This window comes from Bradyrhizobium sp. McL0615, assembly GCF_049993905.1.
Taxonomy (GTDB): Bacteria; Pseudomonadota; Alphaproteobacteria; order Rhizobiales; family Xanthobacteraceae; genus Bradyrhizobium.
Genome location: NZ_CP188254.1, coordinates 3341383 through 3367979 on the forward strand (window position 1 = coordinate 3341383; position 26597 = coordinate 3367979).

Here is a 26597-nt window from a genome sequence, read left to right on the forward strand (position 1 = left end):
TCAGCGTCCCCCTTTGGCAAGGCGGGGGTTGAGCGCGTCGTTGAGGCCTTCGCCGATCAGGTTCAGCGCCAGCACCGAGACCAGAATGGCAATGCCGGGGAATACCGTGATCCACCAGGCCTGGCGGATCACTGTACGGCCGGCGCCGACCATGTAGCCCCACGACATCAAATTGGGATCGCCGAGGCCCAGGAAGGAGAGCGAGGATTCCAGCAGAATCGCAGTCGCCACCATCAGCGAGGCCAGCACGATGACCGGCGACAGCGCGTTGGGCAGGATCTCGCGCCAGATGATCCACCAGTGGGTCTGGCCGGTCACGACCGCCGCCTGGATATATTCGCGCGTGCGCAGCGACAGCACCTCGCCGCGCACCAGCCGCGCCACCGGTGGCCAGCTCACGATGGCAATCGCTGAAACGATCGACACGATGGAAGGCTGCATGATCGCGACCAGCACGATCGCGAGTGCAAAGCTCGGGACCGTCTGGAAGAATTCGGTGAAGCGCATCAGGGCATCGTCGATCTTGCCGCCGAAATATCCGGCCGCCGCGCCGAGCGGAATCCCGACCGCCAGCGACGCCAGCGTGGAGATCAGGCCGACCAGCAGTGAGACCCGCGCGCCGTAGATGATGCCCGCCATCACGTCGCGGCCGAGCGCATCGGTGCCGAGCGGCAGGCTGGCAAGCGTGAACGGCGGCAGAAACGGCCGCTGCACCATGCGCCAGGGCGAGGTCGGAAACAGCAGCGGACCAAACAGCGCAACTGCGATCGCAATCGTCAGGATCGCTGTGCCGATCATACCGCCGGGATTGCGCAACAGCATTCGCCAGACCTGTCTCATGAGGCGAACTCGATGCGGGGATCGACGGAGCGGTAGACCAGGTCCGTGATCAGGTTGAAGGCCAGCACCATGGCCGAGCAGACGACGAAGACGCCGAGCAACAAATTGTAGTCGCGCTGCAGCAGGGCTTCGTACATCAGGCGGCCGATGCCCGGCCACGCGAACACGGTCTCGGTCAGTACAGCGCCGCCGACCAGCGTGCCTGCCTGCAGGCCAGCCAAGGTCACCACCGGCAACAGCGCGTTGCGCAGTACGTGACGGCGCTGGATCACCGTGTCGGACAGGCCCTTGGCGCGCGCGGTCTTGACGAAGTCGAGCCGGTTGACCTCGAGCATCGAGGCGCGCGTCATGCGGGCATAGGTCGCCATGAAGAACAGGCCGATGGTCGTCGCCGGCAGGACCAGATGGGCGGCGACGTCGAGCACATGCGCCAGCCCGGTATAGTTGGCGCCGACCGTCTCGTAACCAAAACTCGGCAGCCAGTCCACCGCGACCGAAAACAGCAGGATCGCCATCAGCGCCACCCAGAACAGCGGCGTGGCGTAGAAGACCAGCGCCAGTACCGTGATCGCGGTGTCGGCCCAGGTGCCGGCAAAGCGCGCCGCCAAGGCGCCGAACAGGATGCCGAAGGCCAGCGAAATCGCAAACGCGGTCCCGGTCAGCATCAGCGTCGCCGGCAGGCGCTGCAGGATCAGCGTCGCGACCGGCATCTGCTGGCGAAACGAGAATCCGAGATCGAGGCTGAGAATGCCTTTGACGTAGAGGAACAGCTGCACCGGCAGCGGCTGGTCGAGACCGAATTTTTCGCGCAGCTGAGCCAGGAAAATCTGATCGCCTGCGCCCGCTTCGCCCGCCATCACCAGCGCCGGATCGCCCGGCGCCATTCGGATCAGGAAGAAGTTGAGAACGACGAGCGCGAGAAGGACGACGATGGCCTTCGCGATCCGCTGGGCGATGAAGGAAATCATGTTCGGCCGATTGCGTTGGAGGCGCGCTATCCGGGCGTCAGACCTGAGATCTGACGCCCCGTGAGGTGGTGATTACTTCTCGATCCAGGCGTCGCGGAAGCCGTCGTTCACGCCGATGCCGGTTGTGATCAGGTTCTTGACGCTGCAGCGGGTGATGGTCGGGAATTGCAGTTCGAGCATCCACGCGACCGGCACGTCCTCGACGAGAATCTTCTGTGCCTTGGCGTAGATTTCCTCGCGTGCCGCATCGGGGAAGGCGACCGCGCCGTCGGCGAACAGCTTGTCGATTTCTGGGTTCGAATAGCCTTCGACATTGTTGAACGGCGAGCCCTTGGCGATCTGGCTGGAGATGTAGTTACGGCCGACCCCGAGCGCGGGATCGCCATACTGATAGAGGTAGGTAAAAGCGATGTCGTAGTCCCACTCGCTGACTTTTTGATTCCAACCGGGGACGTCGGTCGCGATCATGTCGACATTGATGCCGACGTCCTGCAGGTTCTGGCGAACCATTTCGGCCCAACGCTGCCATGTCTCGCCATAGGGCAGCGGCAGCATGCGGAGCTTCTCGCCATTGTAGCCGGCTTCCTTGAGCAGCGCCTTGGCCTTGGCCGGATCGTAATCGTATTTCGGCACCGCGCCGGTGTAGTATTTGATCGCCGAGCCCGACGGGCCGGTGGCGACCTTGCCGAGGCCGTTCCAGACCACGTCCTTGGCCATGTTGCGATCGATCGCAAACATCAGCGCCTGGCGGAATTTCTTGTTCGCGGTTGGCCCTGAGCGGTTGTTGAGCCAGAGCCACGAATGCGGGCTGAAGAACTCCCAGCCGGCGCCGGTGACGCAGGTGTTCTTGAGCTTGCTCAGGCGCGGCACGTCGAAATTTTCCACCGAGCCGCCCGGCAGCACGTCGACCTTGCCGGTCTCATAGGCGACCGAACGCGCGGCGGCGTCCGGAATCACGTGCCAATAGATCTCGTCGATGTTGGGCTTGCCCTTGACGTGGTAGTTCGGATTCTTGACCAGGCGGATGAACGAGCCCTTCTGCCATTCCTTGAACATGAAGGGGCCGGTGCCGACAGGCGTGTTGTTGGCCGGGTTGGTCTTGAAATCGGTGCCTTCATAGATGTGCTTCGGAACCATCGGCAGCGAGCCGACCTCGAAGATGCCGATGAAGGGGCCGAACGGCTGCTTCAGGGTGAAGATGACCGTCGAGTCATCCGGGGCTTCGACCTTGTCGAGTTGCACCAGATTGCCGCGCGCCCGGGGGTGGGTTTGCTTCAGGAAATCGATCGAGAACAGGACGTCCGCGGAAGTGAACGGCTTGCCGTCGTGCCAGGTCACGCCCTTCACGAGCTTGAAGGTGTAGGTCTTGCCGTCCTCGCTGACCGTCCAGCTCTCGGCGAGGCCGGGCAGGGGATCCAGTTTGGGGCTGTAGCGCAGCAGGCCTTCATAGATATTGCCGGCCACCATCTGCGTCGGGCCGTTCTGGACCAGGCCCACCATCAGGCTCGGCGGCTCCGGCTGAATCACGGCATTGACGACGCCGCCTGCCTTCGGTCCTTCGGCCACTGCCGCGGTGCTCAGCATGCAAAGCACGGCAAAGCTCATCAATATCTTTCGCTTGGACATTACATACCTCATTCAAAAAGGCTGGCCAGCGCTAGCGGGCTGAGCGTTACGTTTGTCAGTTTGCAAAATCGGGATCGGTACGTTCGAGCATGCGCATGAAGGCGGCCCATTCGCTGTCGGGCACGCCATTGGATTCGATCGCGTCGTAGAAGCCCGCGTATTGGCCGGCCGTCTTGCGGGCAACCCCCGCGGACAGCTCGATGATCTCGGCGCCGGACGACTGCACGGCCAATTGGGCGCGGCAGGAGCGCTCCAGATTGTGCATCAGCTTGAAGGCTTCGGCGACGGATCGCCCGCAGGTCAGCATGCCGTGGTTGCGCAGCACCATCACGAACTTGTCGCCGAGATCGGCGACCAGGCGCTCACGTTCATCGAGATCGAGCGCGATGCCTTCATAGTCGTGATAGGCGAGGCTGTCGGTGAACTGCAGCGACCATTGATTGAGCGGCAACAGGCCCCGCTTCTGGCAGGCGACGGCGATGCCCGCGACCGTATGGGTGTGCAGGACGCAGATCGCGTCATGCCGCGCGGCATGGATCGCGCTGTGAATCGTGAAACCGGCCGGGTTGATGCCGACCCCCATGGGGTCGTCGATGACGTTGCCGTCGAGGTCGACCGTCACCAGGTTGGACGCCGTGACTTCCTCGAAGCGCAGGCCGTAGGGGTTGATGAGGAATCGGTCCTGCCGGCCCGGTAGCCGGGCGGAGATGTGGGTGTAGATGCTGTCGTCGAGACCGAGCCGGTGAATAAGCCGGTAGGCGGCTGCGAGGTCGATCCGGATCTGAAGAGTTTGGTCTGCCACCGCTGGCCATGCTTTTGCGGTGTTGTGAGCTGGGCTGGTCATTTCCGCCTTTAATTCATTTTCAACTTTTTCAGCTTGCGTGCGGCGCAGCATTTGGACAAGATTAAAGTGTCGACAATCGACGATCAAAAAATATGCACGAACTGGCGCGGGTTTAGCCGATGCGGCCGATGTCTCTTCCTGTTGGATTACCCGCCATCGCGGATAGCGATCTGGTGGGTCAAATCGCGCGCATCCTGATGCAAGCCATTGTTCAGGGGCGGCTGCCGCCGGGGTCGAAGGTGGTGGAGGCGGGAATTGCCCGCGAGTTGGGCGTCAGCCGAGCGCCGGTGCGGGAGGCGGCGCGGCTGCTGGAGCAGCAGGGACTGCTGGTCGCAAGCCCGCGGCGGGGCTTTTTCGTCCGCAAGCTCGAAATCAGAAACATCGACGAGATCTACGATTTGCGCATTTGCATCGAACGGCACGCCGGCGTGCTGGCGGCGCGCAATCTCACGCCGCAGTCACGCGACGTGCTGCGGCGGCAAATCGACGTTCTGCACAAGACCGCCGATCTGGACGATCCGGCGCGGCAGGTGGAAGAGGACTATCGCTTCCACCGGCTGATCTTTGAAATTGCCGACAACCGCCGCCTGCTGCGGCTGTTCGATGATCTTGCGGCAGAGCTGCGCATGGTGATCGGGCTGATCGGTCGCCTGTACGACGATCCGCATGAGATCGCGCGGACGCACGAGCCGCTGCTCGCCGCGATCGAGGCCGGGCATCCCGAACGCATCACCGCGCATGTCGATTACCATATCGGTCACGCATGGCGCGAGGTCGGCAAGCTGGTGCGTGAGCTTACGCCGCCGGACGGCAATGCCGGCGCACTCCCGAGCGGGATTTTGTTTTCAACCAACGGAGTAACCGTGTGAAGGCCGTCTACACCGAACTGCATCGCAGCCACGACCCGCAATTTTTCCTGGTGCGCGGCGTCGTCCAGCGCACCACCGAGCAGCCGGAGCGCGCCGATCGCTTGCTGGCAGGACTGAAAGCCGGCAGGCACGATCTGGTCGCGCCGACCATTTTCGGCCAGGGACCGCGGGCACGGATCCACAGCCCCGAATATCTTCGCTTTCTGGAGGAGGCGTGGGACGCCTGGAGTGCGCTTGGTGATTCAGGCCCGGAGATGATCGCCAATGTGCATCCGGTCCGCAACGCCGCCACTTACCCGACCCATGTTGTCGGCCGGCTCGGCTGGCACGCGGCCGACACGGCATGCCCGATCGGTCCCGGCACCTGGGCTGCGGCCTGTGCCGCGACCGATGTTGCCGTCACCGCTGCCCAACTCGTGATGGACGGTGAAGACGCGTCCTACGCGCTGTGCCGTCCGCCCGGTCATCATGCCTACCGCGATATCGCGGGCGGATTCTGCATTCTTAACAACAGCGCAGTGGCGGCGGCTCAACTTAAGCTGAAACACGAGCGGGTCGCGATCCTCGATGTCGACGTGCATCACGGCAACGGCACGCAGGGTATCTTCTACGAGCGCCCCGACGTTCTCACGGTCTCGATCCATGCCGATCCCGTCTTCTTCTATCCCTATGTGTGGGGATATGCCCATGAGCGCGGCGTAGGTCCCGGCCTCGGCGCCAACCTGAACATTCCGTTGCCGAAGGGCACCGGGGATGACGATTATATAAAGGCGATCGGCGAGGCGGAGAAAACCATCCGCGCGTTTGCGCCTGGAGCGCTTGTGGTGGCGCTCGGGCTGGATGCCTCGGAGCACGATCCGCTCGCCGGTCTTGCGGTGACGACCGATGGGTTCCGGCGCATCGGCGCGGCGATCGCGCGGCTGGGCCTTCCGACCGTTTTCGTGCAGGAGGGAGGATATCTCTCCGAGATCCTTGGCGCGAATCTCACCGCTACGCTTGGTGGCTTCGAGGAGGCGCGTTAGCTCGCAGGTGTGGCACGATGTCCTGATGTCCAAATCTCGACATCGGCCACTGGCCGATCTAGGCTCAGGACGCGATGCAGCGAAGAACGGTCCGGATGCTCTCAGCTTTGCGGGCTCTGCTGGCTCCATTCTGGAGCTTTTCCCGAGAGCGGGCGGCTGCGCAGCGCGATGCGCCCGATAGATCGGCCTCACCACTTCTGATGTACGTTGCGGCCGCTCTTTTTCTGGTGCTGTCGATCCTCGTGATCGATCTGCACCGCGACGAACTGCGCGCGCTCGGTCTTGTCGGTGGGTAGACCGGTCTTTATGAGCCCGTGAGGTACCGACGCGCGGGCGTCTATTCGATGACGATGCGCGGCGGCGGCCGGTGCGCGGCGCCGGTGACGATCGTGGTCCAGATCTCCCGTGCCATGCCGATGTAATGCCTGGCATGGACGCCGTCGGGTTCGATCGCGACGATCGGGCGGCCGTCGTCGGAAGTCTGGCGGATCTGCATGTCGAGCGGGATTTCGCCGAGATAGGGGATGCCGCGGCGCATCGCTTCCGTCCGCGCGCCGCCGTGACCAAAGATCGGCGTGACGTGGTTGCAGGTCGGACAGCAGAAGCTCGACATGTTTTCGATCAGGCCCAGGATCGGAATGCTTACCTTCTGGAACATCGCGATGCCGCGCCGCGCGTCGATCAGGGCGATGTCCTGCGGCGTCGAGACGATGATCGCGCCGGCCAGCGGCACCTGCTGCGCCATGGTGAGTTGCGCATCGCCGGTGCCGGGCGGCAAATCGACGACGAGAATGTCGAGATCGTCCCATGCGACTTCGCGCAGCATCTGCGTGATCGCCGAGATCACCATCGGCCCGCGCCAGATCATGGCGTTGTCTTCCTCGACCAGAAAGCCGATCGACATCACCTTGACGCCAAAACGCTCCATCGGCTCCAGCATGCGCGGGCCGAGCTGCCGCGGCTTGCCGCGCAGCCCGAACAGTCTTGGTTGCGACGGACCATAAATATCGGCGTCGAGAATGCCGGTCTTCAGCCCGAGCGAGGCAAAGCCGAGCGCGAGGTTGCAGGAGGTGGTGGACTTGCCGACGCCGCCCTTGCCGGAGGCGACCGCGATGACATGCTTGACGCCGGGAATGCCTGATGCTTTCGACGTCGCGCGGGCCTTGAGATCGAGAGGAGTGTCGGACACGGACTGCTCACGATCCAAGCGGATCGTCCTTCTTCACATCGCGCGCGCGCAAATAATCTTCCGTCGTCATGACCGGCGGGCGTTGCGGCGCCGCGTGCGGATCGAAACTTTCGTTCACCACCGCTTCGACACGGCAATCCGCGCACATCTTGATGACGTCGAGGCGTTTTGCGTTGGCACCCTGGAACATCCAGTGCTTTTCGCCGAGCTTTGCCAGCACGCGGTCGATTGAGCTCTTGGTGCCGAACGGCTTGCCGCAGGCGATGCAGTTGAACGGCTCTTCTTCTTTCAGCACACGCTGCGGCGTGTTCCAGGCCTGGAAGTCGAGACGCGGTTCGATGCTGATGACCTTTTCGGGGCAGGTGGATTCGCAGAGCCCGCATTGCACGCAGAGGCTCTCGGTAAAGCGCAGCATCGCGCGATCGGGATTGTCCGATAGAGCGCCGGTCGGGCAGGCGGTGACGCAGGCATGGCACAGGGTGCAACCTCCGACATTCAGATTCACGGTGCCGAACGGAGCGCCCGGCGCCAGCGCTACCACATCGACAGGCGAGGGAGCGGCGAGGTAGAGCTCGCGAAACGTCGTTTCGAGCACGCTGCGTTTTGCACCCCGCGGCACGAAGCCGACGGGCTTGTCTGTTGCGACCCCGCGTGGGGCGGCATCCAGCATCGCACGCAACTGGTCCGGATCGTCGGTCTCGATGATCTGAATGATGCCGGTGCCGAAACCCAGCGCGCTAACGACACGATCCGCGGTTTCGACCGCGCGGCGCAGTGCGGTGATGTCGTGGCGGGGCTTGGCACGCGTGAGCAGCGCGACGCCGCTACCGCCATAGGCGAAGACGGAGGCGATAAGTTCCGGGCCGAGCTGCGTCACTTCGTTGACCGCCAGCGGCAGCACATTGGCCGGCAAGCCCTCGCCGAACCGCGCCAGCGCGTCGATGATTTCCTCGCCGTGCTCGCCATCGTGAAACAACACGATAGCGCTATTGCCACCAGCCTTGCGGTAGGTCTGCAGCAGCGTGCGCAGCCGCCGCATCAGGGCGTCCGCGCTCGGCAGCGCATAGGAAGCCGCGCCGGTCGGGCAGACGGAAGCGCAGGAGCCGCAACCCGCGCAGATATTGGCGTCGATCGCGACGGCGTTGCCATCAGGCGTGATCGCGCCGGTCGGACACAGGTCGAGACAGCGCGTGCATCCGGTAATCGAAGAGCGCGAATGCGCGCACAGCGAAGGCTCGAAATTGACAAACCGCGGCTTGTCGAAGGTGCCGACCAGCGCGCCGGCATCCGCAATCGCGCGCTCGACGGCGGCCTTGTCGCGCGGATCGGCGCGCAGATAGCCAGGACGCAATTCATACGCGGGAAACAGCGGTGCGCCGCCGGAGAGATCGAGGATCAGGTCGCAGGTGGAAGTGGCGCCGTTACGCGAAGGCCCGAACGCGAGCTTCGCGCGCGAGGAAGGAGAGGGCAGCGCGTAATCGTCGATCGCGAGTTCGAAGTGCCCGAGATGTCCGAGGGCGTTGCGGATCGTGCCCTTCAGCACGGGAAACTCATTCGTCCGGCGCGGGATCACGTCGCCGGGTTTGGTCAGAAGCACGGTAATGTCCAAACGATCGGCGAGACGCTGCGCGGCCTCGATGGCAATTTCGTCGCGGCCATAGATCAGCGCGACACCGCTGCTTTCGAGCGTCACCAGCGAGATCGGAGGCATGTCTTCGCCCGCTGCGGCAATCAGCGCTGCGGCTTTTGGTCCCGCCGCCGCCGCGTCCTTCGACCAGCCGCCGGTCTCGCGGATGTTGACGAAGGTGAGCTGGGCTTGCGGCGAATTCTCCGCGACTTCCCGAAACAGCGCCTCTTCCTGGGTGCACGCAACCGTGATCGGTGTGCCTTCGGCGAGCGCCTTCTTGAACTGGTCGAGGTCGAGGCCGCAAAGCTGGTTCGCCTGCGTCAGCTTGGCCGCCGTGCAGCCACGGCCGATCGCTTCCGCATCGAGCGGCATGGTCTTCTCGCAACTACAAATCAGGAGGCGAGACGTCGCCGCACTCATTTTGAAATACCTTGGACCAGATGCCTTAAGCGGGCAGTTGCTTTATCCCGCAGTTCTGCGGTAACCGCTCGGGCGGACATCTGCAAGACACAAAGGCCGCTCGCGCCGCCACCTTGGGCGGGATAGCATACACCTGCGGCCCATGAAGCAATGAGGGAATAGTTCTTCGTGATCGCTCGTCTCGGTGATACGGAACAGACACTCGATCTGCCCCCCGGTTATACTTTGGTCGCGTTGCGCGAGCTCGGCGATGCCTTCGCCCGGGCCTGCGAGATCGCGGCGGAAGCGGGCGCCGGGACACTGGTGTGGGTGCGCCGCTACGACCTGGTCGAGTTCGCGGTGGTGCTTGAACCCGACGAGCCGCTCCGTTCGGCGCGCCGGGCATTCTTTGCCGGCATGAATGCGCTGGCCGATGCGATTGCCGCCCATTGTCCGCCAGAGCGGGAGGTCGGTTTCGACTGGCCCGACGCGATCCGCTTCGACGCGGGATTGCTCGGCGGCGGGCGGCTCGGCTGGCCGGCCAAATGCACCGAAGACGACATACCTGAATGGCTCGTTTTCGGCGTGATCCTGCGCGCTGCCGACATGGCGCATATCCCGGAAGTGCAGGCGGCCGCGGGCGTGTCCTTGCTGAGCGAAGGTTTCGAGATGGTCGATACCGATGCGATCATCGAAAGCTTCAGCCGCCACCTCATGACCGCCTTCGACCGCTGGAAAGAGCGCGGCTTCGAGGCCATCGCGCGCGACTATCTGGAGCGGCTTCCCAAAAACAAAGCCGGCGAGCGCCGCGGCATCGACGTCAACGGCGATCTCCTGGTGAGCCTGCCCGCCGGCAGCGGAGCGCCTGCGCGGGAAAGTCTGGTGGATGCGCTTGGGCGCGCTGCTTGGTATGATCCGCAGGCGCGCGGTCCGAAATTCGGATGAGGCGGACATGTTGAAATTTCCGCGTACCATCAGGCTGGACCCGTCGGATACCTTTGTTTTCGAGCGGGCAGCCGAACCCGGGGAATGGGCGGTTTCCGGCGCGTTCGTGTTCTGGCACCGGGATCCGGCCACGCTCGGCCAGAAGCAGCGCGTGGCGTTGCGTTCGGGCTTTCTCGGAATCGACAGTTTGGGATGGTCGACGCTTGCCATCGTCACCGAAGCCACCGAAGCGGAGCGGGAGACGATGATCGAGCGGCTCGCGGGGCAGTTGGTGGAGAAATTCGGGGCGCCTGATGCGCAGGCCGCGCGCCATGCCGCCGAGGAGGAGATCGCGTTCGCAGGCTCGCTGTGCGAACACCCGCCGCAGACGCTGCTTGCTGTGCAGCGCACCGTCGAAAACGGTGAAATTCGTGAACGCTTTCGCACCCTCAAGCCGCGCGCAGGTGCCGGAGATGCCGACCGGTTGCACGGCCATGCCAGCGCCTTTACCTTCCATGAAGTCGAAGGCGATGTTGAACCCAAGGAAGAGGTCGATCTTCTCGGGCTGATCAGGACCGATGCCAGGACGACGGATCGCACATGAGAGAATTCTGGGTCGCCTCGGGCCATCACTTCACGCGCCGCGCCGATCACGGCGGACTGATCGCGACGCCCGAACTCATCATGGCCTATTTGGCGCGGCCCGAATTGATGCCGCCGGCGGATGCCTGCGAGGCCGAGCGCGATCTGCATGCGAGCCTGATGGCTGATCCGCTGCGCGCCGTGTCAGCTAAGGACATCGCCCGGCTTGCCGATGCCGATGCACGCGAAAATTGGTCCTTCATGATGGATTTCCGCGACCGGCTGATGGCGGCGCCGTCGCTGGAGGCGGTTTATGTCGCGCTGGCCCGCAAGGGGGCCGGCGACCTGCCGCCAGTCTTTCTGTCGCAACTGTGCCACCTGATCCTGCGCAACGCCCTCGAAGGCTGCGAGGATCCCTATACGCTGCGGGCGGCGGAGTTGTTCTATCGCAGCCAACTGGCGGCCGTTCACGACGGCACGCTGCTGCTGGCCGATGCGGAGACGATCGAGGCTGAGCAGCATGCCCAGCACGACCTGCATTCATCGCCGCTCACGGCCATGCTGCAACAGCCAACGTCGTTCGGCGAAATGGACGTGATGGACGACGAAAACGCCTGGACCTACTGGTCGCGTTCGGACGCGCACGCGATGGTCATGAACCTCGGCGGCAATGCCAAGGCGCGCGCCGGCCTGTGCCGGGTCGTCGAACGCTGGATCGCTCATTTGCTCGGCGTTACCGTCAGCGTCGAAACAACAGCCTCGATCGAAGATCGCGACTGGCGCTGGTTTACAGGCCTCGACAGCGAGGCGACGCGGATCGGCAATGCGCTGTGGCGCGGCGAGCGATTGGAAGGCGACGTTGCCGAGCGCATCGTGGCTCTGATGCGCCTGAGCTTTGAAGATGCGCGGCTGGTGGATGAGCGGGTCGGCGACAAGCCGGTCTACCTCATCCTCGCCATGGGCGCAGACAAGGTGGTGAGATTAAAGCCGCAAAATCTGGTCGCGGGCCTGCCGCTGGCGGCGGCCGCGAGTGTCACATGATCCGCCAAGAGAGGATCGGGAATGGCCATGACTGAAGCATCCCGCGAGGTTGGCGTGGTGGTGCGACGCCGTTCGATCGACAATCCCTGGATCGATGAATTGTGGTCGCCGGCGCTGATCCTGGAGGAGGTGCCGTCAACGGCGCCGTGGACCGCGCTGTCCAGCGAGGCCGATTCCACGACTTATTATGCGGGCGCGGCCAGCATCGATCTGTTCAGTGCGGAAACGGCCAATTATCGCGACAACCTCGCCGACGGCGCGCCGCTCATCTGGGTCGCGTTGCGGCGCCGGGATGGCGCCGCCGAGCTGGAGCTGACGAAAGTGACCGCTGACCCGACCGAAGGGGAGGCGATGTTCGAAAGCGGCTGCGATGTGATCGGTACCGTGCCGATGCCGCCTGAGATCGCGTCATGGATTGCAGCCTTTGTCGATCGATTCCATGTCGAGCAGGTATTCCACAAGCGCAAGCGGGATCGCGCGGCGGACGATCGGCCGCGCGTGCCGGGTCACCGGCCGGATAAGGGAACGGGGCACACATGAGTGGTCCGGACGAAGCCGATCGGGACAAGGGCTTTCTGGCGCGATGGTCGCAGCGCAAGCGGGAGGCAAAGCAGCCGGAGCCAACGCCGGACGCGCCGGCCGCCGAAGGTGTTGAATCGTCGGGCTCGCCCGCACCGCAAGGCCAAGATGTCGCGCCGGAATTCGATCTCTCGACCTTGCCAAAGCTCGAGGAACTGACCGGAAGCACCGATATCACGGCATTTCTGCGCAAAGGCGTTCCCGAACATCTGCGGAATGCGGCCTTGCAGAAATCCTGGGCGCTGGATCCCGCAATCCGCAATTATGTCAATCCAGCGCTTGAATACGCCTATGACTGGAATGCACCGGGCGGGGTTCCCGGCGGCGGCGACCTGGGCGCAAGTGTCGATGTGGCGCGTCTTGTGTCGCAAATCATGGGCGAACCCATAGTCGAAACGATAAATTCCGATTCAAACCGTAAAGATGACGCGGCAGGCTCTCTCGTAGAGCCGTCCACATCCGATCTGCCGGCAAAACCGCAGATTGATCTCCCGAATCAGTCTCTCAGACGGTCGGGTGAGCCGAATGCGGCGGAAACTGAAGCCATTTCAACGACCGACGGCGATGTCCGCGAACCCGAGCCAGCTGACGAATCCCAGTCAGCGCGACCTGCTGCACCGCAGCAGCTGGTGCGACGTCATGGCACCGCAAAACCGATTGTTTAGACAAAAGTTTTTGCGGACATAGGCGACGCCTATGTTACAAATTTCTCCTTGGAATAATTCTAGTTCTAAGCTGTGCGCCCAGAAGAGGGACATCTTTTGGGCGAGGGCGCGAGTGGGTGGGGAGAAATCGGTAGCACCATGCGTGACGCCGGTCTGGAACTAGCAATCAAGGCAGCGGGTGGCGTTGCATCGCTGGCACGAGGGATCGGCATTGCGCAGCCGTCGGTTTCTGCGTGGTCGCGCATTCCGGCCGAGCGGGTCCTCGCCGTCGAGGCGCTGACGCGAGTGAATCGTTTTGTTCTTCGTCCCGATCTGTACGGGCCACCCGAGGATCAGGTGAAACCGCAAACCGAGATCGACGAGATTGATCAACTGCGCGCCGCGGAGTACGGCCTGCTGTCCTTGCTGCTCGGCAAGGCGCCTGACACTGACACGCTCAAGCGCGTGGCCACGCTGAAAGGCGACGCATCCGATCTCGGCATCGCGCATATCGAACTCGCTGCGGCAGCCGCGGCGACCGATGATCGCGCCGTCAGCAAGGAATTCTTCGATCTCTTCATCGGTCTCGGCCGCGGCGAGCTGCTTCCCTATGCCTCCTACTATCTGACCGGCTTCCTTCACGAGCGCCCGCTGGCGCGGGTGCGCGAAGACCTGAATGCGCTCGGAATCGAGCGCGCCGGCACCTCGCGGGAGCCGGAGGATCACATCGCTATCCTGCTCGAGGTCATGGCGGGCCTTGCACGCACCGACTTCGAGGCCGAGTTCGCCGAACAGGCGCGTTTTTTCGAACGGCATCTCAAGCCGTGGGCGGCGCGGATGTTCGCCGATCTGGAAATGTCGCCATCGGCGCGCTTCTACCGCGCCGTCGGCCGCGCCGGCCGTGTCTTCATGGAATTGGAATCCGAGGCCTTCACGCTGTCCGAGTGACGGCGACAGGCAAGGTGAAAAGGAGATCGCAATGAGCAAGCCATCTGACCTCAAGGACAAGTCGCGGGCCACGGTTGTGGATCGGCGCAGCTTGTTTCTGATGGGCGGTTCGGCGGTCGCAGCAGCAGCCGTTGTCCCGCTCACCGGCGGCGAGGCGGTCGCGGATGAGTCGCAGGCCGAGCGCGTCAAGGCGCGCTACAAGGAAACCGATCACGTCAAGAACTACTATCGCGTCAACCGGTATTGATGGGACAACGCACATGTTGATGAAGCGAAGAGACGGATCCGCGGGCAGGGCGCGTTTGCAGGGTGTCGCCGCCGGCCTCGCATCTGGCGTTCTCGACCGCCGCACGTTCCTGCGACGGTCGGGTCTGGCGGCGGGCGCGGGCGCTGCGATCGGCCTGATGCCGCTCGGCTCGGTGCGCAAGGCGCAGGCCGGGCCAAAAATCGTCGGCGCGCCGACCGAAATCAAGAAGAACATCTGCACGCATTGCTCGGTCGGCTGCACCGTGATCGCCGAAGTGCAGAACGGAGTCTGGGTCGGCCAGGAGCCGGCCTGGGACAGCCCGATCAACCGTGGCTCGCACTGCGCCAAGGGCGCCTCGGTGCGCGAACTCGTGCATGGCGACCGCCGCCTGAAATCCCCGATGAAGCTGGTCAACGGCGAGTGGCAAAAGGTCTCGTGGGATCAGGCGATCAACGAGATCGGCGACAAGATGCTCGAGATCCGTGCCAAGTCCGGCGCCGACTCGGTGTATCTGCTCGGCTCGGCAAAATTCTCCAACGAGGGCGGCTATCTGTTCCGCAAGTTCGCGGCCTTCTGGGGCACCAATTCGATCGACCACCAGGCCCGCATCTGTCATTCGACCACTGTCGCCGGCGTCGCCAATACCTGGGGCTACGGCGCGATGACGAATTCCTACAACGACATCAGAAACTCGAAGACCATCGTCTTCATGGGCTCAAATGCCGCCGAAGCGCATCCGGTTTCGCTGCAGCACATCCTGACCGGCAAGGAGATCAACCGCGCCAACGTGTTCGTGCTCGATCCGCGCTTCACCCGCACCGCGGCTCACGCCACCGAATATGTCCGGTTCCGCAGCGGCACCGACATCGCCGTCATCTGGGGCATGCTGCACCACATCTTCAACAATGGTTGGGAAGACAAGGAATTCATCAAGCAACGCGTCTACGGCATGGATCAGATCCGCGCGGAAGTTGCGAAGTGGACGCCGGAGGAAGTCGAACGCGTCACCGGGATTCCCGGCGAACAGATGAAGAAAGTCGCCGAGACCTTTGCCAAGCAAAAGCCCTCGACCTTCATCTGGTGCATGGGCGGCACCCAGCACACCGTCGGTACCGCCAACGTCCGCGCCTATTGCAACCTGCTACTGGCGACCGGCAATGTCGGCACTTTCGGCGGCGGCGCCAACATCTTCCGCGGCCACTGCAACGTGCAGGGCGCGACCGATATCGGCCTCGATATCACGACGTTGCCGCTCTATTACGGCCTGGTCGAAGGTGCCTGGAAGCACTGGGCGCGCGTCTGGGAGGTCGAGTACGATTCTCTGCAGTCGCGCTTCGATGAGGTACCGGCGAAGGCGGGTCGTCCGGCCCGTACCCGCAAGCAGAACATGGAATTGCCGGGCATCCCGTGGACCCGCTGGTTCGATGCGACGCTGGCCAACCCTGATGATGTCGACCAGCGCGACATCGTGAAAGGCGTGGTCATCATGGGTCACGGCGGCAACACCGTGCCGCGCATGACGGAGATGGTGAAGGGCCTGGAGAAGCTGGAATTGCTCGTGGTCGCCGATCCGCATCCGACCACGTTCGCCGCGATTTCCGAACGCAAGAACGGCACCTACCTGTTGCCGGCCTGCAGCCAGTTCGAGACGTCGGGCTCGCGCACGGCGTCGAACCGCTCGCTGCAGTGGGGCGAGCAGATCGTCAAGCCGATCTTCGAGTCGAAGGACGACTACGAGATCATCTATCTGCTGTCCAAGAAGCTCGGTTTCGCCGATCCGATGTTCAAGAACATCAAGGTCGAGAACAACCGTCCGTCGCCCGAGGATCTGTTGCGCGAGATCAACCGCGGCGGCTTCTCGACCGGCTATTCCGGCCAGTCGCCGGAGCGGTTGAAGGCGCATATGAAGAACCAGGGCAAGTTCGACCTGGTGACCTTGCGCGCCAAGGCGGACGAGCCAGAGGTCGGCGGCGACTATTACGGCCTGCCGTGGCCGTGCTGGGGTACGCCGCAGATCAAGCATCCGGGTACGCACACGCTCTACAATACCAACCTGCACGCCAAGGACGGCGGCGGCACGTTCCGCGCGCGCTTCGGCGTAGTCTATGAGGAGAAGCAGCCGGACGGCTCGGTGAAGAACGTCAACCTGCTATCCGAAGGCTCCTACAGCAAGGGCTCGGAACTGACCGACGGCTATCCCGAGTTCACCTACGGCGTGCTCAAGAAGCTCGGCTGGGACAAGGATCTCACCGCGGACGAACTCGCCACCATCAACAAGATCGGCGGCAACAATCCCGATGGCGTCGGCTGGGCGGTTGATCTGTCGGGCGGCATCATTCGCGTCACGCTCGAACATGGCGTGATGGCGTATGGCAACGGCAAGGCCCGCGCGGTGGCGTGGAATCTGCCCGATCCCGTGCCGGTTCATCGCGAGCCGATCTATACGGCGCGGCCCGATCTGGTCGCGAAGTATCCGACGCGTCCGGACGGGCGTCAGTTCCGGATGGCCAATCTGGGCTTCTCCGTTCAGAAGGCGGCGGTGGACAAGGGGCTTGCCAAGCAATTCCCGATCATCCTGACCTCGGGACGTCTCGTCGAATACGAAGGCGGCGGCGAGGAGACGCGGTCGAACCGCTGGCTTGCCGAACTGCAGCAGGACATGTTCGTCGAGGTCAATACCTCGGACGCTTCCGAACGCGGCATCAAGGACGGCGGCTGGGTCTGGGTGTTCGGTCCGGAAAACGGCTCGAAGGCGCGGGTCAAGGCGCTGGTCACCGACCGTGTCGGCAAGGGCGTGGCGTTCATGCCATTCCACTTCTCCGGCTGGTTCCAGGGTGTCGATCAGCGCAGCAAGTATCCGAAGGGGGCCGACCCGATCGTGCTCGGCGAAAGCGTCAACACCATCACTTCGTACGGTTACGACCCGGTCACTGGCATGCACGAGGGCAAGGTTACCCTGTGCCAGATCCAAGCGGCGTGAGAGGAGAATAGATCATGGCTCGCGTCAAATTTCTCTGTGATGCCGACCGCTGCATCGAGTGCAACGCCTGTGTCACGGCCTGCAAGAACGAACATGAAGTGCCGTGGGGCATCAACCGCCGCCGCGTCGTCACCATCAACGACGGCAAGCCCGGCGAGCGCTCGGTCTCGATGGCCTGCATGCACTGCACGGATGCGCCGTGCGCGGCGGTCTGTCCGGTATCGTGCTTCTACACCACCGCTGACGGCGTGGTGCTGCACTCCAAGGACCTCTGCATCGGTTGCGGCTACTGCTTCTACGCCTGTCCGTTCGGGGCGCCGCAATATCCGAAGGTCGGCAACTTCGGATCGCGCGGCAAGATGGACAAGTGCACCTATTGCGCGGGCGGCCCCGAAGCCGACTCCACGCCGGCCGAATACGCCAAATACGGCGCCAACCGCCTCGCCGAGGGTAAGCTGCCGCTTTGCGCCGAGATGTGCTCGACCAAGTCGCTGCTCGCCGGCGATGGCGCGATCATTGCCGAGATCTACAAGGAGCGGGTGATGAAGCGCGGTTACGGCTCCGGCATGTGGGGCTGGAAGACCGCCTACAGCGATTCACCGACCGGCTGATGCCATCCCCGCCGTGCCCCGGCGCGGCGGCGCATAATTCCGATAACCGAAAGGGCGTTGTGCAAATGCCAGGCTCACTTTCAATTCTCAAGGTCGCCGGTTTCAGGCTGTTGTTCGCGGCGTTCGCGCTGCTGTTTGTGCTGGCGCATCCCGCAGCCGCCCAGCTTTCCTTCAAGCCCACCGCCGAGGCCGTTCAGGAAGACAAGCTCCTGAATGCGCTGAAGGAGGGCGACAAGATCAGCGGGCGCGTATCGATCCCCGACGGAAACGCTGCCAATCTGATCCAGCCTGCCGGGCGCGACTGGCGTGACTTCCATCGCGGCAAGCTGCCCTGGATCGGTGGCATTGCCATTCTCGGCATGATTGCCTTGCTGGCGATCTTCCTGATGGTCCGCGGCCGGATTCGCGTGCGCCAGGGGCTCTCGGGGAAGACGATCCTTCGCTTCGCCAGCTTCGAACGGTTTACCCACTGGCTCACGGCAAGCTGCTTCATCATCCTTGCACTGTCAGGTCTGAACGTCAGCTTTGGCCGCACGCTGATCCTGCCATTGTTCGGCGCGGATGCCTTTGCGGCCATGTCGGCCTGGGCCAAGCTCGCACATAACTACCTGGCATTCCCGTTCATGCTGGGCCTCGTGGTCATGTTCCTGATCTGGATCAAGGACAACATCCCGGGCAAGGTCGACCTGGAGTGGATCAAGCAGGGTGGCGGCATTCTCCCCAACGGCAAGCATCCGCCGGCCAAGCGTTTCAATGCCGGTCAGAAGGGCATTTTCTGGATCGTCATCATCGGCGGGGCGCTGATGTCGGTGTCCGGTTGGTTCCTGATCTTCCCGTATCTTCCGGGCAACGTCACGGCTTTGCAGATCTGGACCGTGATCCACGCCGTGATCGCGATGCTCTTCATCGCCGCGATGCTGGCGCACATCTATATCGGCTCGATCGGCATGGAAGGCGCATTTGATGCGATGGGCACCGGCGAGGTCGATGTGAACTGGGCCAAGGAGCATCACTCGCTCTGGGTAGAAGAACAGCAGAGGAAGGCCGGCGCGCCGCCCGACCGCACGCCGCATGCCGTGCCGGCTGAATAGCCCGGCTCAAGTCATAGGTGAGGAAGTGATATGAAAGTCTTTGTTGCGGCTCTGGCTTTTGCCGTGGTTGCCGCCGTCGGCGTCGCGATGGTGCTCAACACCATTCAGGAGCCAAGCTACGTCGCCTTTTCGACCAGCGGCGCCAGGGTCGGCGATCCCGGCCATAACCTGATCGGCCCGAGCTGACGCCGGCGGTGGGCGTGCCTGACGTCACGCTGGCGTGGCCGGTCGAAATCCGCCTGCCGAAGGACCGCCGCACGCTGCGCGTCGTTTTTGACGACGGCCGCACCTTCGATCTCTCCGCCGAACTGCTGCGGGTGACCAGCCCCTCCGCCGAGGTGCAGGGGCATTCCGAAGCTGAGCGCAAGACGGTCGGCGGCAAACGTAATGTGACCATTCTTTCCGTCGATCCTGTCGGCAATTATGCCGTCAGAATAGGGTTCGACGACATGCACTCGACCGGCATCTATTCCTGGGCGTTCCTGCGCGATCTCGGCCTGAATGCCGGACAGCGCTTTCAGGACTACCTCGACGACCTCCAGGCCAAGGGCCTCGACCGTGACAGGCCGGGCGTGCGCTGAGGCCGATGCGGATGCAGCAAATCATTGCCGCAATCGCTTCACGCGCCAAGGCAAGCCGGTTCGCGCTTCCGGGCTTTGCGGCCTTGTTGATCGCGCTCCCGATCGGAACGACGGCCGCGCTCGCGCAACTGCGCGGGCATGGCGGGCCGGTGCGGGCGCTGGCGATCTCGGCCGACGGGCAAAGCGCGATCTCCGGCAGTTTCGATTCGACCGCGATCCGCTGGTCGCTGACGCGCAATGCGGCCGAGCAGGTGCTTCGTTTCCATGCCGACGCCGTCAATGCGGTCGCGCTGCTCAAGGATGGACGCGCGGCGACTGCCGGCGCCGATGGCCGCATCGCCATCTGGACTTTTGGCAAGACGGAGCCCGACGCGGTGTTCGAGGGCCACACGGCGCCAATCGCCGCGCTGGCGGTATCGCCCGATGGCGCAACGCTCGCATCCGCCTCATGGGACCACACGGTGCGGCTCTGGCCGCTCGCCGGTGGTGCGCCGCGCGTGCTCGACGAGCATACGCAGAACGTCAACGGCGTGGCGTTTACGGCCGATGGCCGCGCCCTGGTCAGCGTCAGCTACGACCTCAGCGTACGCATCTGGCCACTGTCGGGCGCGCAAACGCCGACCGTCGTCATGATGCCGACCCCGCTCAACGCCGTGGCCGCCGGCGCCGATGGTGAAATCACGGTCGGCGGCGCCGACGGCAAGGTTTATTTCCTGACCGCTGGCGGCGCGACGGCCGGCGAGGTTGCGGCAGGGCCAAGGCCGGTGATTTCGATTGCGATTTCGCCTGACGGTGCGCTGGTTGCAGCCGCAGGCATTGGCGGTACGGTTGCCGTGCTCGACCGCAAGGTGCGGACGCTCACGCGCACGCTGGTGGGTCCGGGCCTGCCGGTCTGGTCGGTGGCGTTCCTGCCCGACAGCCGCACGCTGCTCACGGGCGGCGCGGATAACATCATCCGGCGCTGGAACACGGCGACGGGCGAGCCGATCGATCCGATTCTGCTGGAGACAGGGGGAGATCCGCTCGCTGCCTTTGCCGGGGATCGCGGCGCGGAGATCTTTCGCGCCTGTGTGGCCTGCCATACGCTCGGCGCCGAGCAGGCCAACCGCGCTGGACCGACGCTTGCCGGAATCTTCGGTCGGCGCATCGCCACCGCAGCAGGGTACAATTTTTCCGAGGCGCTCAAGCGGCTCGACATCGTCTGGACGCCGGAGACGGTTTCCAAACTGTTCGAGATCGGGCCGCAAGCCTTCACGCCCGGCACCAAGATGCCGGAGCAACGCATCGGCTCGGAGCAGGATCGCGCCGCGCTGGTGCAGTTTCTCGAGCGCGCGACCAAGCGATAGGGCTGATCGACGCGGCGGTTATTCCGGCTCCGTCAATGCTTCGCAGGGCTCGAATAGACCAGCGACATGTCCTCGAACTCTTCGATCGGAAGCCTGGTTACGCCCGCGATGGCCGGAGATTTTTTCGACAACGCTACGCCGGTGGTCACGGTGGAACGCTCGGCCGAATTGATTGAATGCGACCGCATCGTGGTTGCGACAGCGAGCAGGGCGACCGCCACGAATCCGGAAATCAGCAGACGCTTCATGGAAAACTCCGTTGGCTCGATATGCAGTGTGGCTTGCACCACCGCATTACGGCCAACGGTCACGCCTGAATGTGGCCTGGGTCACCTATCACGATCTTGTTTTCGTCATGTGAGCAGGCACGAATCGGTGTCGCAAAATGCCGTACCGCGATTCCTGCGGCACTGATGCTCGCACGAGTTGCGTGCCCGATTGACTCGATTCGTGCAGCGACGATCTCACGGGACGCTTTGCGAATCCGCCGCGCCAAGTGCTGTCTTGTTGCCGGCGTCGCGACCGGGGACGCTGACATGGACCTCGTGGCCCTCGCGGATCGCCAGCGATGCGGCGGCGACGGCTGCTTCGAACGCCGCTTCCTTTGTCTCGTAGTCGTGCTGCGCACTCCCGTCGTGAAGGACCGTCCAGCCGTCCGGCTTGGAGACGATCATGTATTCGGCCAATCCCATTTGAGGCTCCTTGCAGTTCGCCGCGACCATGTAGAGAGGCAACGTGGAAAGCCTTCCCGGAGTTCCGATGGCTTGCCGCACGATGGGGCCGCGCGCTCACAGCTGCCGTATTGGGCTGCGATCGTGGGCAATCTCGCTCGCAGGACAGATCAAGTTTTCGGGGGACGTCCGCGCTTGGCGAACAACAATCCCTGCATGTCAGCGGCGTTCTGAAGGATGCCTGCGCGCTTCAGCGCCTCGCTTCGGACAGGACCGTGGGGCATCCCCCGTGCCTGCTCCAACGCTGTCAGCGCCTCTATATGCAAGGTTTGGGGGAGCCGAGCCTCGGTTTTCTTCCTGTCCATTCGAAAAGACTAGGAGCGCGATCTTCGTCTGTCTGTTCGGTATTGGATGTTGGAACCAGAGTTCGGTGGACAACCGGACGATGCGTCATCCCGGCCAGCAGCCTGTCCAGCCAGGGAGGGCCGCTTCGCCGGGAACCAAATCGCGGGCTGGCCGCTTCCAATTCTGGAGGTGCCCAATGAGCAAAGAGAAGCCTACCGACGATCCGCGCCAGCAAACGGACTGGGGATCGCACAAGCAGACCGACAAGCCCTGGAAGGGGAATCCGGAAAAGGAACAGCGGCCCGGACCGTCAAAACCCGATCTGGAAAAGTGGCATGAGACCAATACTCATTAGCCGTCGGGTCGGGCGGCGACGGGCTGATCGTCGAAGGCAAGGCGATTTGGACGATCTGGCGATGATTGCGGGCGCGGCTGCAGGAGGACCATAGCGTCCTCCGCGGGGCTTGCCTTCCGCCGGCAGGCTGGATCAGGAACAGAGATTGCCGCCGGACGTTTGCCCAAAAATGGCTGGATGTAGACATGACGGAACCGCTGCCCTTGCTGATAGACAGTTCGATCGAAATCGCCTGGGATTATCTCAACCGTACCGGGGAGTTGGGCGAGCCGATGGTGGCCGGCCGCTTTCTCAGCGACACGATCGAGTTGATGGTGCGCCACGGCGAGCGCCGGCGGTTGATGCTCGCCAACAAGGCAATCGTGGCCTATCAGCAATTCAGGCGGCAGCGGCCCGCGTCCCCGGTGCTCGCCTCGGCGTGATTGCCGCTCACTTGTTTGCGTCGGAACCCTTCGCGAGGGCGCAGGTTGAAGAGTCGCTTCAATCAAAGGAGTTCCCCATGAAGAAAACCATCCTGGCTTGCGCCTGCGCCCTGTTGCTGTCGACTGGAGGCGCGTTCGCACAGATGCAGCCGGCCCCCGGCGCATCGAGCGAAGGAAATGTCGGCCCCGGCGCCACTAAAAGCACGACCAAGCATACAAACATGAAGAAGGGAACGACGACCGGAGCCGCTACCGGAAAAATGAAGTCCGGTTCGTCCGGCAGTGCTTCCAGCATGGACAATGCCGCACCCGGCGCCAAAAAATAATTACGACCCGAAGCCGGTGGCTGCTTGCGCGAATGCCGCTGCCTGAGGGCAACGGCATTGGCCTCGTTCGCGCTTAACGGCGGCTAGTGCTCGTTTCCGCATGACGCGGGCATGAGATGCCGACGACTAGAATTGTGCGTGCTGCCCACCCGGCCGCGAAATTCCGCTCAACGCAGCGCCGATACCGTTGCCGGCTTGCGCCAGCGCGATGTCGCCCAGCGCAATGATGCCGACGAGCCGCTTGTCGCGATTGAGCACCGGCAGGCGACGGACTTGGATGTCACCCATGATCGCGCTCACCTCGTCGAGGTTCTGATCGTCGTAGCAATATCTGACCTCGGCCGTCATTACGTCGCCGACCCTTGCTTCGGGGCCGCGGCCCATGCCGATGCCACGGATCGCGATATCGCGGTCGGAGAGCATGCCGACCAGGCGGTCATTATCGGTCACCGGCAGCAGCCCAACGGCAAGCGCCGCCATGGCCTGCGCGGCATCCTTTAATGTGTCACCGGGAGTGCAGAGTTGAACCTCCGAGGTCATCGCATCGGAAACTTTCATGTGACGCTCTCTCCTTGGCGGTTGCTTGATCGGCTAACAGGCAGTGCCGACCGCTGTTCCGCGGGCAAAATGAAGCATTGCCGACACTGGCGGAGAGACTTCAGACCGGGCTGAAGTCTCTCGCCGACATCTCTTCCGGTCTGTCTACCAACGCTCGCCGGCGATGCCGACGCCCACGCTCACGCCGGGGGCGCGGATGCCGACGCCGGCGCGCGGCTCATCGTAGTCGCGGTAGCGCCGCTGCTCGATATATTGCTCGCGCGGCTGATAAGCGTATGAATCGCGGACGACCACGCGGCTGCCGCCGCGGGTGCGATAGCAGCGCCCGTTGTCGTCGCAGACCATACGGACCTGCTGTATCAGGTCGGAGTTGGTGTATTCGCTGCTGGTGTAGATGTCAGACGCGTTTGCGCTTCCGGCCAGAAGCGCGCCCGTGCCGGCCAGCAGGCCGATTGCGATCTTCCTCATAAGTTCCTCCTCCTTCGAAAGCTGCCCTCCGGGCTCAAAGCATCGCGCCAGCTTTGGTTCCGACGCGGAAAGCAACGAGGCCGGAGTTCCATCAACCCGCGAGGGGAGGCGGCAGCGCGGAGGCGCCGATCGTAGGCCTCATCGTCGCAGAGGCAACCACGCCGCGCTTCATGCGTTGGCCCACATGGAGGCACCAAGTAATGACAAATGAATCTATCCCCATCATCTCCCACAACGCACTCGTTCTGATCGGCGACGGCCAGAAGGCATTGTTTCTGCGCAACAAAGGCACCGCGCACCAGGTCAAGCTTGAGGTCGAGCAAGTGCTGGAACAGGACAATCCGGCAACGCGCGAGCAGGGTACCGATCGTCCGGGGCGCTCCGTTTCGAGCGTCGGTATGGCGCGAAGCGCGGTAGAGGAGGTCGACTGGCACCACATCGCCAAGGAACGCTTCGCCGGGGATATCGCGGAAGCGCTCTACCGTCATGCCCACGACAATCGTTTCGACAAGCTCGTCGTCATCGCGCCGGCGAAGATTCTCGGCACTTTGCGCAAGGCATTTCATGCCGAGGTGACAGACAAGATCGTGGGCGAGATTCCGAAGGAATTGACGTCGCACCCGATACCGCAGATCGAAAAGCTGATAGCGGCCTAGCCACATTTCGGCTGGGCGACGGTGCTCGCAGCTTCGCGACGGTCGGACGCCGGGCCGCCGTTATGTCACAGGCCCCGGATTGAACAGCGCCAGCGAGTTGGTGAGCTTCCAGTGTTCGGCCCAGGTCTCGCGGCCGCTCGCCACGTCAAGCATGAGACGGAACAGTTCCCAGCCGACGTCCTCGATCGTCGCATCGCCGGTGGCGATACTGCCGGCGTCAACGTCGATCAGATCGTGCCAGCGTTGCTTGAGTTCGCTGCGCGTCGAGACCTTGATGACCGGCACGGCGGCAAGGCCATAGGGCGTGCCGCGGCCGGTGGTGAAGACGTGCAGCGTCATGCCCGAGGCCAATTGCAGCGTGCCGCAGACAAAATCGCTGGCCGGCGTCGCCGCAAAAATCAGCCCTTTCTGGTTTACCCGCTCACCCGGCGCCAGCACGCCCGCGATCGGGCCGGTGCCCGACTTGATCACCGAACCCATCGCCTTCTCGACGATGTTGGAGAGGCCGCCCTTCTTGTTGCCCGGCGTGGTGTTGGCGCTGCGGTCGGCTTCGCCGCCGGCGAGATAGCGGTCATACCAGGCCATTTCGCGCACCAGCGCGTCCGCAACGTCCTGGTTCGCCGCACGCGGCGTCAAGAGATGGATGGCGTCGCGCACCTCGGTGACTTCGGAAAACATCACGGTGGCGCCGGCGCGGACCAGAAGATCTGCGGCAAAACCCAGTGCCGGATTGGCGGTCACGCCTGAGAACGCATCGCTGCCGCCGCACTGCATGCCGACCACCAGCGCCGACGCCGGGCAGGTTTCGCGGCGTCGCTTGTTCAATATCTGCAAGCGCGCGTCGGCCATCTGCACGATGTCGTCGACGATTTCGCCGAACCCTGTAAGGCCTTCATCCTGCATCCGCATGATTTCGTCGTCGCCGTTCATCCCCTCGGGCAGCAACAGTTCAGGCTGAAGTTTCTCGCAACCGAGACCAACGATCATCACCTCGCCGCCGAAATTGGGATTGCGGGCGAGGTTCTGCAGCGTGCGGATCGGGACCGCGGCGCCCGGCGCGTTGATCGCGACCCCGCAGCCATAGGCATGCGTGATCGCCACCACGTCGTCGACGTTGGGATATTTCGGCAATAGCTCCTTGCGAATCCGGTCCAGCGCGAACTCGACCGTGCCGGCGACGCATTGCACGCTGGTCGAGATCGCGAGGATGTTGCGGGTGCCGACCGAACCGTCGGCATTGCGATAGCCTTCGAAGGTGTGGCCTTCCAGCGGCGGCAGGGCGATCGCGCCGCCGTTCGGCATCGGCAGATTGTCGAACGACGGCGCGTCGGGCATCTGCACCAGCGATTCCTTGACCCAGCTGCCTTTCGCGATCGGCGCTGCGGCGCGACCGATGACCTCGCCGTAGCGGCGAATGATTTCGTCCTGTCCGATATCGGCGAGGGCAACCTTGTGGCCCTGCGGGATCTGCTCGATCAGCCGTAAGCCGCACGCGAATTCAGCGCCCGGGTGCAGACCGCCGCGGTTCGCGACGATCGCGACGTTGTCGTCCGCGTGCATGCGGATGTAGAGCGGTTTCGCGGTGACGGGCTGCATGTCGAATCCTTAGGTCGCTGGCGGCATCAGGCAACGCGTAGCTGCGCCGCATGATCGAGGCAATCAAGGTCAAACCGCGCGCCTGATCAAGCGGCTCTTCGGAACAACGCGCGGGCGGTATGGGCTCGGCGGCCCGCCCAATAGGGAAGGAATCCTAAATCGACGACGGGGTATTCAGGGAACCTAATAGTCAAATAATATTACTAGTCAGATCTGATCTTCCGTGAAATATTCCCCGCGCT

At 63.5% G+C, this 26597-nt stretch carries 31 protein-coding genes; 20 read left to right on the top strand and 11 right to left on the bottom strand.

All coding sequences use genetic code 11. The annotated features are described in order from the left end of the window. The 4 genes from ACPPVP_RS15765 to ACPPVP_RS15780 form a co-directional block, all read right to left on the bottom strand. A complete protein-coding gene (locus tag ACPPVP_RS15765) occupies positions 1 to 840 on the bottom strand; it encodes an ABC transporter permease (protein WP_426535792.1) in 840 nt (279 codons plus the stop codon). Further along, the gene (locus ACPPVP_RS15770; RefSeq protein WP_426535794.1) at positions 837 to 1808 is read right to left on the bottom strand and encodes an ABC transporter permease; all 972 of its coding nucleotides are present in this window, start codon (positions 1806 to 1808) and stop codon (positions 837 to 839) included. Before ACPPVP_RS15770 ends, ACPPVP_RS15765 begins: the two co-directional genes overlap by 4 nt. A gap of 72 nt (positions 1809 to 1880) precedes the next feature. Beyond that, positions 1881 to 3434, bottom strand: coding sequence for an ABC transporter substrate-binding protein (locus tag ACPPVP_RS15775; RefSeq protein ID WP_426535796.1), 1554 nt, complete (start codon positions 3432 to 3434; stop codon positions 1881 to 1883). A gap of 55 nt (positions 3435 to 3489) precedes the next feature. After that, positions 3490 to 4278, bottom strand: a complete 789-nt coding sequence (locus ACPPVP_RS15780) for a class II aldolase/adducin family protein (RefSeq protein WP_426537868.1) — start codon at positions 4276 to 4278, stop codon at positions 3490 to 3492. A gap of 128 nt (positions 4279 to 4406) precedes the next feature. Between ACPPVP_RS15780 and ACPPVP_RS15785 the strand changes: the two genes are divergently transcribed. The 3 genes from ACPPVP_RS15785 to ACPPVP_RS15795 all read left to right on the top strand — a co-directional run bounded on the left by ACPPVP_RS15785 (position 4407) and on the right by ACPPVP_RS15795 (position 6465). After that, positions 4407 to 5147, top strand: coding sequence for a GntR family transcriptional regulator (locus ACPPVP_RS15785; protein ID WP_426535798.1), 741 nt, complete (start codon positions 4407 to 4409; stop codon positions 5145 to 5147). Continuing rightward, positions 5144 to 6169, top strand: coding sequence for a histone deacetylase family protein (locus ACPPVP_RS15790; RefSeq protein ID WP_426535800.1), 1026 nt, complete (start codon positions 5144 to 5146; stop codon positions 6167 to 6169). The genes ACPPVP_RS15785 and ACPPVP_RS15790 overlap by 4 nt, the downstream gene beginning before the upstream one ends. A gap of 95 nt (positions 6170 to 6264) precedes the next feature. Then, complete coding sequence (locus ACPPVP_RS15795; protein ID WP_426535802.1) at positions 6265 to 6465, top strand: hypothetical protein; 201 nt, start codon at positions 6265 to 6267, stop codon at positions 6463 to 6465. A gap of 41 nt (positions 6466 to 6506) precedes the next feature. On the opposite strand, the gene ACPPVP_RS15800 is transcribed toward ACPPVP_RS15795, so the two are convergent. Both ACPPVP_RS15800 and ACPPVP_RS15805 read right to left on the bottom strand, forming a co-directional pair. Next, complete coding sequence (locus ACPPVP_RS15800) at positions 6507 to 7358, bottom strand: Mrp/NBP35 family ATP-binding protein (RefSeq protein ID WP_426535804.1); 852 nt, start codon at positions 7356 to 7358, stop codon at positions 6507 to 6509. Positions 7359 to 7365: 7 nt separating this feature from the next. Next, positions 7366 to 9405, bottom strand: a complete 2040-nt coding sequence (locus ACPPVP_RS15805; protein ID WP_426535806.1) for a 4Fe-4S binding protein — start codon at positions 9403 to 9405, stop codon at positions 7366 to 7368. 168 nt (positions 9406 to 9573) lie between these two features. On the opposite strand from ACPPVP_RS15805, the gene ACPPVP_RS15810 reads away from it, so the two are divergent. From ACPPVP_RS15810 to ACPPVP_RS15870, 13 genes are all read left to right on the top strand, one after another. Continuing rightward, on the top strand, positions 9574 to 10329 hold the full coding sequence (locus tag ACPPVP_RS15810) for a biotin/lipoate--protein ligase family protein (protein ID WP_426535808.1): 756 nt from the start codon (positions 9574 to 9576) through the stop codon (positions 10327 to 10329). Between the two features lie 7 nt (positions 10330 to 10336). Then, the gene (locus ACPPVP_RS15815) at positions 10337 to 10912 is read left to right on the top strand and encodes a DUF6505 family protein (protein ID WP_426537870.1); all 576 of its coding nucleotides are present in this window, start codon (positions 10337 to 10339) and stop codon (positions 10910 to 10912) included. Beyond that, positions 10909 to 11931: a DUF6352 family protein gene (locus tag ACPPVP_RS15820; protein ID WP_426535810.1), complete on the top strand. Its 1023-nt coding sequence runs from the start codon at positions 10909 to 10911 to the stop codon at positions 11929 to 11931. The genes ACPPVP_RS15815 and ACPPVP_RS15820 overlap by 4 nt, the downstream gene beginning before the upstream one ends. A 27-nt stretch (positions 11932 to 11958) precedes the next feature. Next, on the top strand, positions 11959 to 12471 hold the full coding sequence (locus ACPPVP_RS15825; protein ID WP_426535812.1) for a DUF3305 domain-containing protein: 513 nt from the start codon (positions 11959 to 11961) through the stop codon (positions 12469 to 12471). Further along, positions 12468 to 13175: a DUF3306 domain-containing protein gene (locus ACPPVP_RS15830; RefSeq protein ID WP_426535814.1), complete on the top strand. Its 708-nt coding sequence runs from the start codon at positions 12468 to 12470 to the stop codon at positions 13173 to 13175. Before ACPPVP_RS15825 ends, ACPPVP_RS15830 begins: the two co-directional genes overlap by 4 nt. A 138-nt stretch (positions 13176 to 13313) precedes the next feature. Next, positions 13314 to 14102, top strand: a complete 789-nt coding sequence (locus ACPPVP_RS15835; protein ID WP_426535816.1) for a molecular chaperone TorD family protein — start codon at positions 13314 to 13316, stop codon at positions 14100 to 14102. 31 nt (positions 14103 to 14133) lie between these two features. Then, positions 14134 to 14349, top strand: a complete 216-nt coding sequence (locus ACPPVP_RS15840) for a hypothetical protein (protein WP_426535818.1) — start codon at positions 14134 to 14136, stop codon at positions 14347 to 14349. Positions 14350 to 14362: 13 nt separating this feature from the next. Beyond that, positions 14363 to 17329 carry a formate dehydrogenase subunit alpha gene (locus ACPPVP_RS15845; protein ID WP_426535820.1) on the top strand — a complete coding sequence of 989 codons (2967 nt, stop codon included), beginning with the start codon at positions 14363 to 14365 and terminating at the stop codon, positions 17327 to 17329. A 14-nt stretch (positions 17330 to 17343) separates the two neighbouring features. Further along, a complete protein-coding gene (fdh3B, locus tag ACPPVP_RS15850; protein ID WP_426535822.1) occupies positions 17344 to 17940 on the top strand; it encodes a formate dehydrogenase FDH3 subunit beta in 597 nt (198 codons plus the stop codon). A gap of 65 nt (positions 17941 to 18005) precedes the next feature. Then, positions 18006 to 19031, top strand: coding sequence for a formate dehydrogenase subunit gamma (locus ACPPVP_RS15855; protein WP_426535824.1), 1026 nt, complete (start codon positions 18006 to 18008; stop codon positions 19029 to 19031). A gap of 30 nt (positions 19032 to 19061) precedes the next feature. Then, complete coding sequence (locus tag ACPPVP_RS15860) at positions 19062 to 19217, top strand: hypothetical protein (protein ID WP_426535826.1); 156 nt, start codon at positions 19062 to 19064, stop codon at positions 19215 to 19217. A 14-nt stretch (positions 19218 to 19231) separates the two neighbouring features. After that, entirely contained in the window at positions 19232 to 19612 is a 381-nt protein-coding gene (locus tag ACPPVP_RS15865) for a gamma-butyrobetaine hydroxylase-like domain-containing protein (RefSeq protein WP_426535828.1), read from the top strand. Positions 19613 to 19623: 11 nt separating this feature from the next. Next, the gene (locus ACPPVP_RS15870; RefSeq protein ID WP_426535830.1) at positions 19624 to 20958 is read left to right on the top strand and encodes a c-type cytochrome; all 1335 of its coding nucleotides are present in this window, start codon (positions 19624 to 19626) and stop codon (positions 20956 to 20958) included. 32 nt (positions 20959 to 20990) lie between these two features. Here ACPPVP_RS15870 and ACPPVP_RS15875 read toward each other — a convergent pair whose 3' ends face one another. Together ACPPVP_RS15875 and ACPPVP_RS15880 are read right to left on the bottom strand one after the other, a co-directional pair. After that, the gene (locus ACPPVP_RS15875) at positions 20991 to 21206 is read right to left on the bottom strand and encodes a hypothetical protein (protein WP_426535832.1); all 216 of its coding nucleotides are present in this window, start codon (positions 21204 to 21206) and stop codon (positions 20991 to 20993) included. A 216-nt stretch (positions 21207 to 21422) separates the two neighbouring features. Further along, positions 21423 to 21650, bottom strand: coding sequence for a hypothetical protein (locus ACPPVP_RS15880; protein ID WP_426535834.1), 228 nt, complete (start codon positions 21648 to 21650; stop codon positions 21423 to 21425). Positions 21651 to 22170: 520 nt separating this feature from the next. Here ACPPVP_RS15880 and ACPPVP_RS15885 point away from each other — a divergent pair. The 3 genes from ACPPVP_RS15885 to ACPPVP_RS15895 all read left to right on the top strand — a co-directional run bounded on the left by ACPPVP_RS15885 (position 22171) and on the right by ACPPVP_RS15895 (position 23077). Further along, positions 22171 to 22329: a hypothetical protein gene (locus ACPPVP_RS15885; RefSeq protein WP_247778864.1), complete on the top strand. Its 159-nt coding sequence runs from the start codon at positions 22171 to 22173 to the stop codon at positions 22327 to 22329. Positions 22330 to 22514: 185 nt separating this feature from the next. Next, positions 22515 to 22751, top strand: coding sequence for a hypothetical protein (locus ACPPVP_RS15890; protein WP_426535836.1), 237 nt, complete (start codon positions 22515 to 22517; stop codon positions 22749 to 22751). A 77-nt stretch (positions 22752 to 22828) separates the two neighbouring features. Beyond that, positions 22829 to 23077: a hypothetical protein gene (locus ACPPVP_RS15895; protein WP_426535838.1), complete on the top strand. Its 249-nt coding sequence runs from the start codon at positions 22829 to 22831 to the stop codon at positions 23075 to 23077. A 126-nt stretch (positions 23078 to 23203) separates the two neighbouring features. Here the strand turns inward: ACPPVP_RS15895 and ACPPVP_RS15900 are convergent, their stop codons facing one another. Further along, complete coding sequence (locus ACPPVP_RS15900; protein ID WP_426535840.1) at positions 23204 to 23635, bottom strand: CBS domain-containing protein; 432 nt, start codon at positions 23633 to 23635, stop codon at positions 23204 to 23206. Positions 23636 to 23779: 144 nt separating this feature from the next. Beyond that, positions 23780 to 24103, bottom strand: a complete 324-nt coding sequence (locus tag ACPPVP_RS15905) for a hypothetical protein (protein ID WP_426535842.1) — start codon at positions 24101 to 24103, stop codon at positions 23780 to 23782. 200 nt (positions 24104 to 24303) lie between these two features. On the opposite strand from ACPPVP_RS15905, the gene ACPPVP_RS15910 reads away from it, so the two are divergent. Further along, positions 24304 to 24759: a host attachment family protein gene (locus ACPPVP_RS15910; protein WP_426535844.1), complete on the top strand. Its 456-nt coding sequence runs from the start codon at positions 24304 to 24306 to the stop codon at positions 24757 to 24759. A 60-nt stretch (positions 24760 to 24819) separates the two neighbouring features. Here the strand turns inward: ACPPVP_RS15910 and garD are convergent, their stop codons facing one another. Beyond that, positions 24820 to 26355: a galactarate dehydratase gene (gene garD / locus ACPPVP_RS15915; RefSeq protein WP_426535846.1), complete on the bottom strand. Its 1536-nt coding sequence runs from the start codon at positions 26353 to 26355 to the stop codon at positions 24820 to 24822. Between the last annotated feature and the right edge of the window lie 242 nt (positions 26356 to 26597).

Excerpts from the sequence above, each read along its gene's own strand:
- ACPPVP_RS15765 (WP_426535792.1), bottom strand. The coding sequence starts at position 840 with ATGAGACAGGTCTGGCGAATGCTGTTGCGCAATCCCGGCGGTATGATC.
- ACPPVP_RS15770 (WP_426535794.1), bottom strand. The coding sequence starts at position 1,808 with ATGATTTCCTTCATCGCCCAGCGGATCGCGAAGGCCATCGTCGTCCTT.
- ACPPVP_RS15775 (WP_426535796.1), bottom strand. The coding sequence starts at position 3,434 with ATGTCCAAGCGAAAGATATTGATGAGCTTTGCCGTGCTTTGCATGCTG.
- ACPPVP_RS15780 (WP_426537868.1), bottom strand. The coding sequence starts at position 4,278 with ATGACCAGCCCAGCTCACAACACCGCAAAAGCATGGCCAGCGGTGGCA.
- ACPPVP_RS15785 (WP_426535798.1), top strand. The coding sequence starts at position 4,407 with ATGTCTCTTCCTGTTGGATTACCCGCCATCGCGGATAGCGATCTGGTG.
- ACPPVP_RS15795 (WP_426535802.1), top strand. The coding sequence starts at position 6,265 with ATGCTCTCAGCTTTGCGGGCTCTGCTGGCTCCATTCTGGAGCTTTTCC.
- ACPPVP_RS15805 (WP_426535806.1), bottom strand. The coding sequence starts at position 9,405 with ATGAGTGCGGCGACGTCTCGCCTCCTGATTTGTAGTTGCGAGAAGACC.
- ACPPVP_RS15815 (WP_426537870.1), top strand. The coding sequence starts at position 10,337 with ATGTTGAAATTTCCGCGTACCATCAGGCTGGACCCGTCGGATACCTTT.
- ACPPVP_RS15820 (WP_426535810.1), top strand. The coding sequence starts at position 10,909 with ATGAGAGAATTCTGGGTCGCCTCGGGCCATCACTTCACGCGCCGCGCC.
- ACPPVP_RS15825 (WP_426535812.1), top strand. The coding sequence starts at position 11,959 with ATGACTGAAGCATCCCGCGAGGTTGGCGTGGTGGTGCGACGCCGTTCG.
- ACPPVP_RS15830 (WP_426535814.1), top strand. The coding sequence starts at position 12,468 with ATGAGTGGTCCGGACGAAGCCGATCGGGACAAGGGCTTTCTGGCGCGA.
- ACPPVP_RS15835 (WP_426535816.1), top strand. The coding sequence starts at position 13,314 with ATGCGTGACGCCGGTCTGGAACTAGCAATCAAGGCAGCGGGTGGCGTT.
- ACPPVP_RS15840 (WP_426535818.1), top strand. The coding sequence starts at position 14,134 with ATGAGCAAGCCATCTGACCTCAAGGACAAGTCGCGGGCCACGGTTGTG.
- ACPPVP_RS15845 (WP_426535820.1), top strand. The coding sequence starts at position 14,363 with ATGTTGATGAAGCGAAGAGACGGATCCGCGGGCAGGGCGCGTTTGCAG.
- fdh3B (WP_426535822.1), top strand. The coding sequence starts at position 17,344 with ATGGCTCGCGTCAAATTTCTCTGTGATGCCGACCGCTGCATCGAGTGC.
- ACPPVP_RS15855 (WP_426535824.1), top strand. The coding sequence starts at position 18,006 with ATGCCAGGCTCACTTTCAATTCTCAAGGTCGCCGGTTTCAGGCTGTTG.
- ACPPVP_RS15860 (WP_426535826.1), top strand. The coding sequence starts at position 19,062 with ATGAAAGTCTTTGTTGCGGCTCTGGCTTTTGCCGTGGTTGCCGCCGTC.
- ACPPVP_RS15870 (WP_426535830.1), top strand. The coding sequence starts at position 19,624 with ATGCAGCAAATCATTGCCGCAATCGCTTCACGCGCCAAGGCAAGCCGG.
- ACPPVP_RS15875 (WP_426535832.1), bottom strand. The coding sequence starts at position 21,206 with ATGAAGCGTCTGCTGATTTCCGGATTCGTGGCGGTCGCCCTGCTCGCT.
- ACPPVP_RS15880 (WP_426535834.1), bottom strand. The coding sequence starts at position 21,650 with ATGGGATTGGCCGAATACATGATCGTCTCCAAGCCGGACGGCTGGACG.
- ACPPVP_RS15885 (WP_247778864.1), top strand. The coding sequence starts at position 22,171 with ATGAGCAAAGAGAAGCCTACCGACGATCCGCGCCAGCAAACGGACTGG.
- ACPPVP_RS15890 (WP_426535836.1), top strand. The coding sequence starts at position 22,515 with ATGACGGAACCGCTGCCCTTGCTGATAGACAGTTCGATCGAAATCGCC.
- ACPPVP_RS15895 (WP_426535838.1), top strand. The coding sequence starts at position 22,829 with ATGAAGAAAACCATCCTGGCTTGCGCCTGCGCCCTGTTGCTGTCGACT.
- ACPPVP_RS15900 (WP_426535840.1), bottom strand. The coding sequence starts at position 23,635 with ATGAAAGTTTCCGATGCGATGACCTCGGAGGTTCAACTCTGCACTCCC.
- ACPPVP_RS15905 (WP_426535842.1), bottom strand. The coding sequence starts at position 24,103 with ATGAGGAAGATCGCAATCGGCCTGCTGGCCGGCACGGGCGCGCTTCTG.
- ACPPVP_RS15910 (WP_426535844.1), top strand. The coding sequence starts at position 24,304 with ATGACAAATGAATCTATCCCCATCATCTCCCACAACGCACTCGTTCTG.
- garD (WP_426535846.1), bottom strand. The coding sequence starts at position 26,355 with ATGCAGCCCGTCACCGCGAAACCGCTCTACATCCGCATGCACGCGGAC.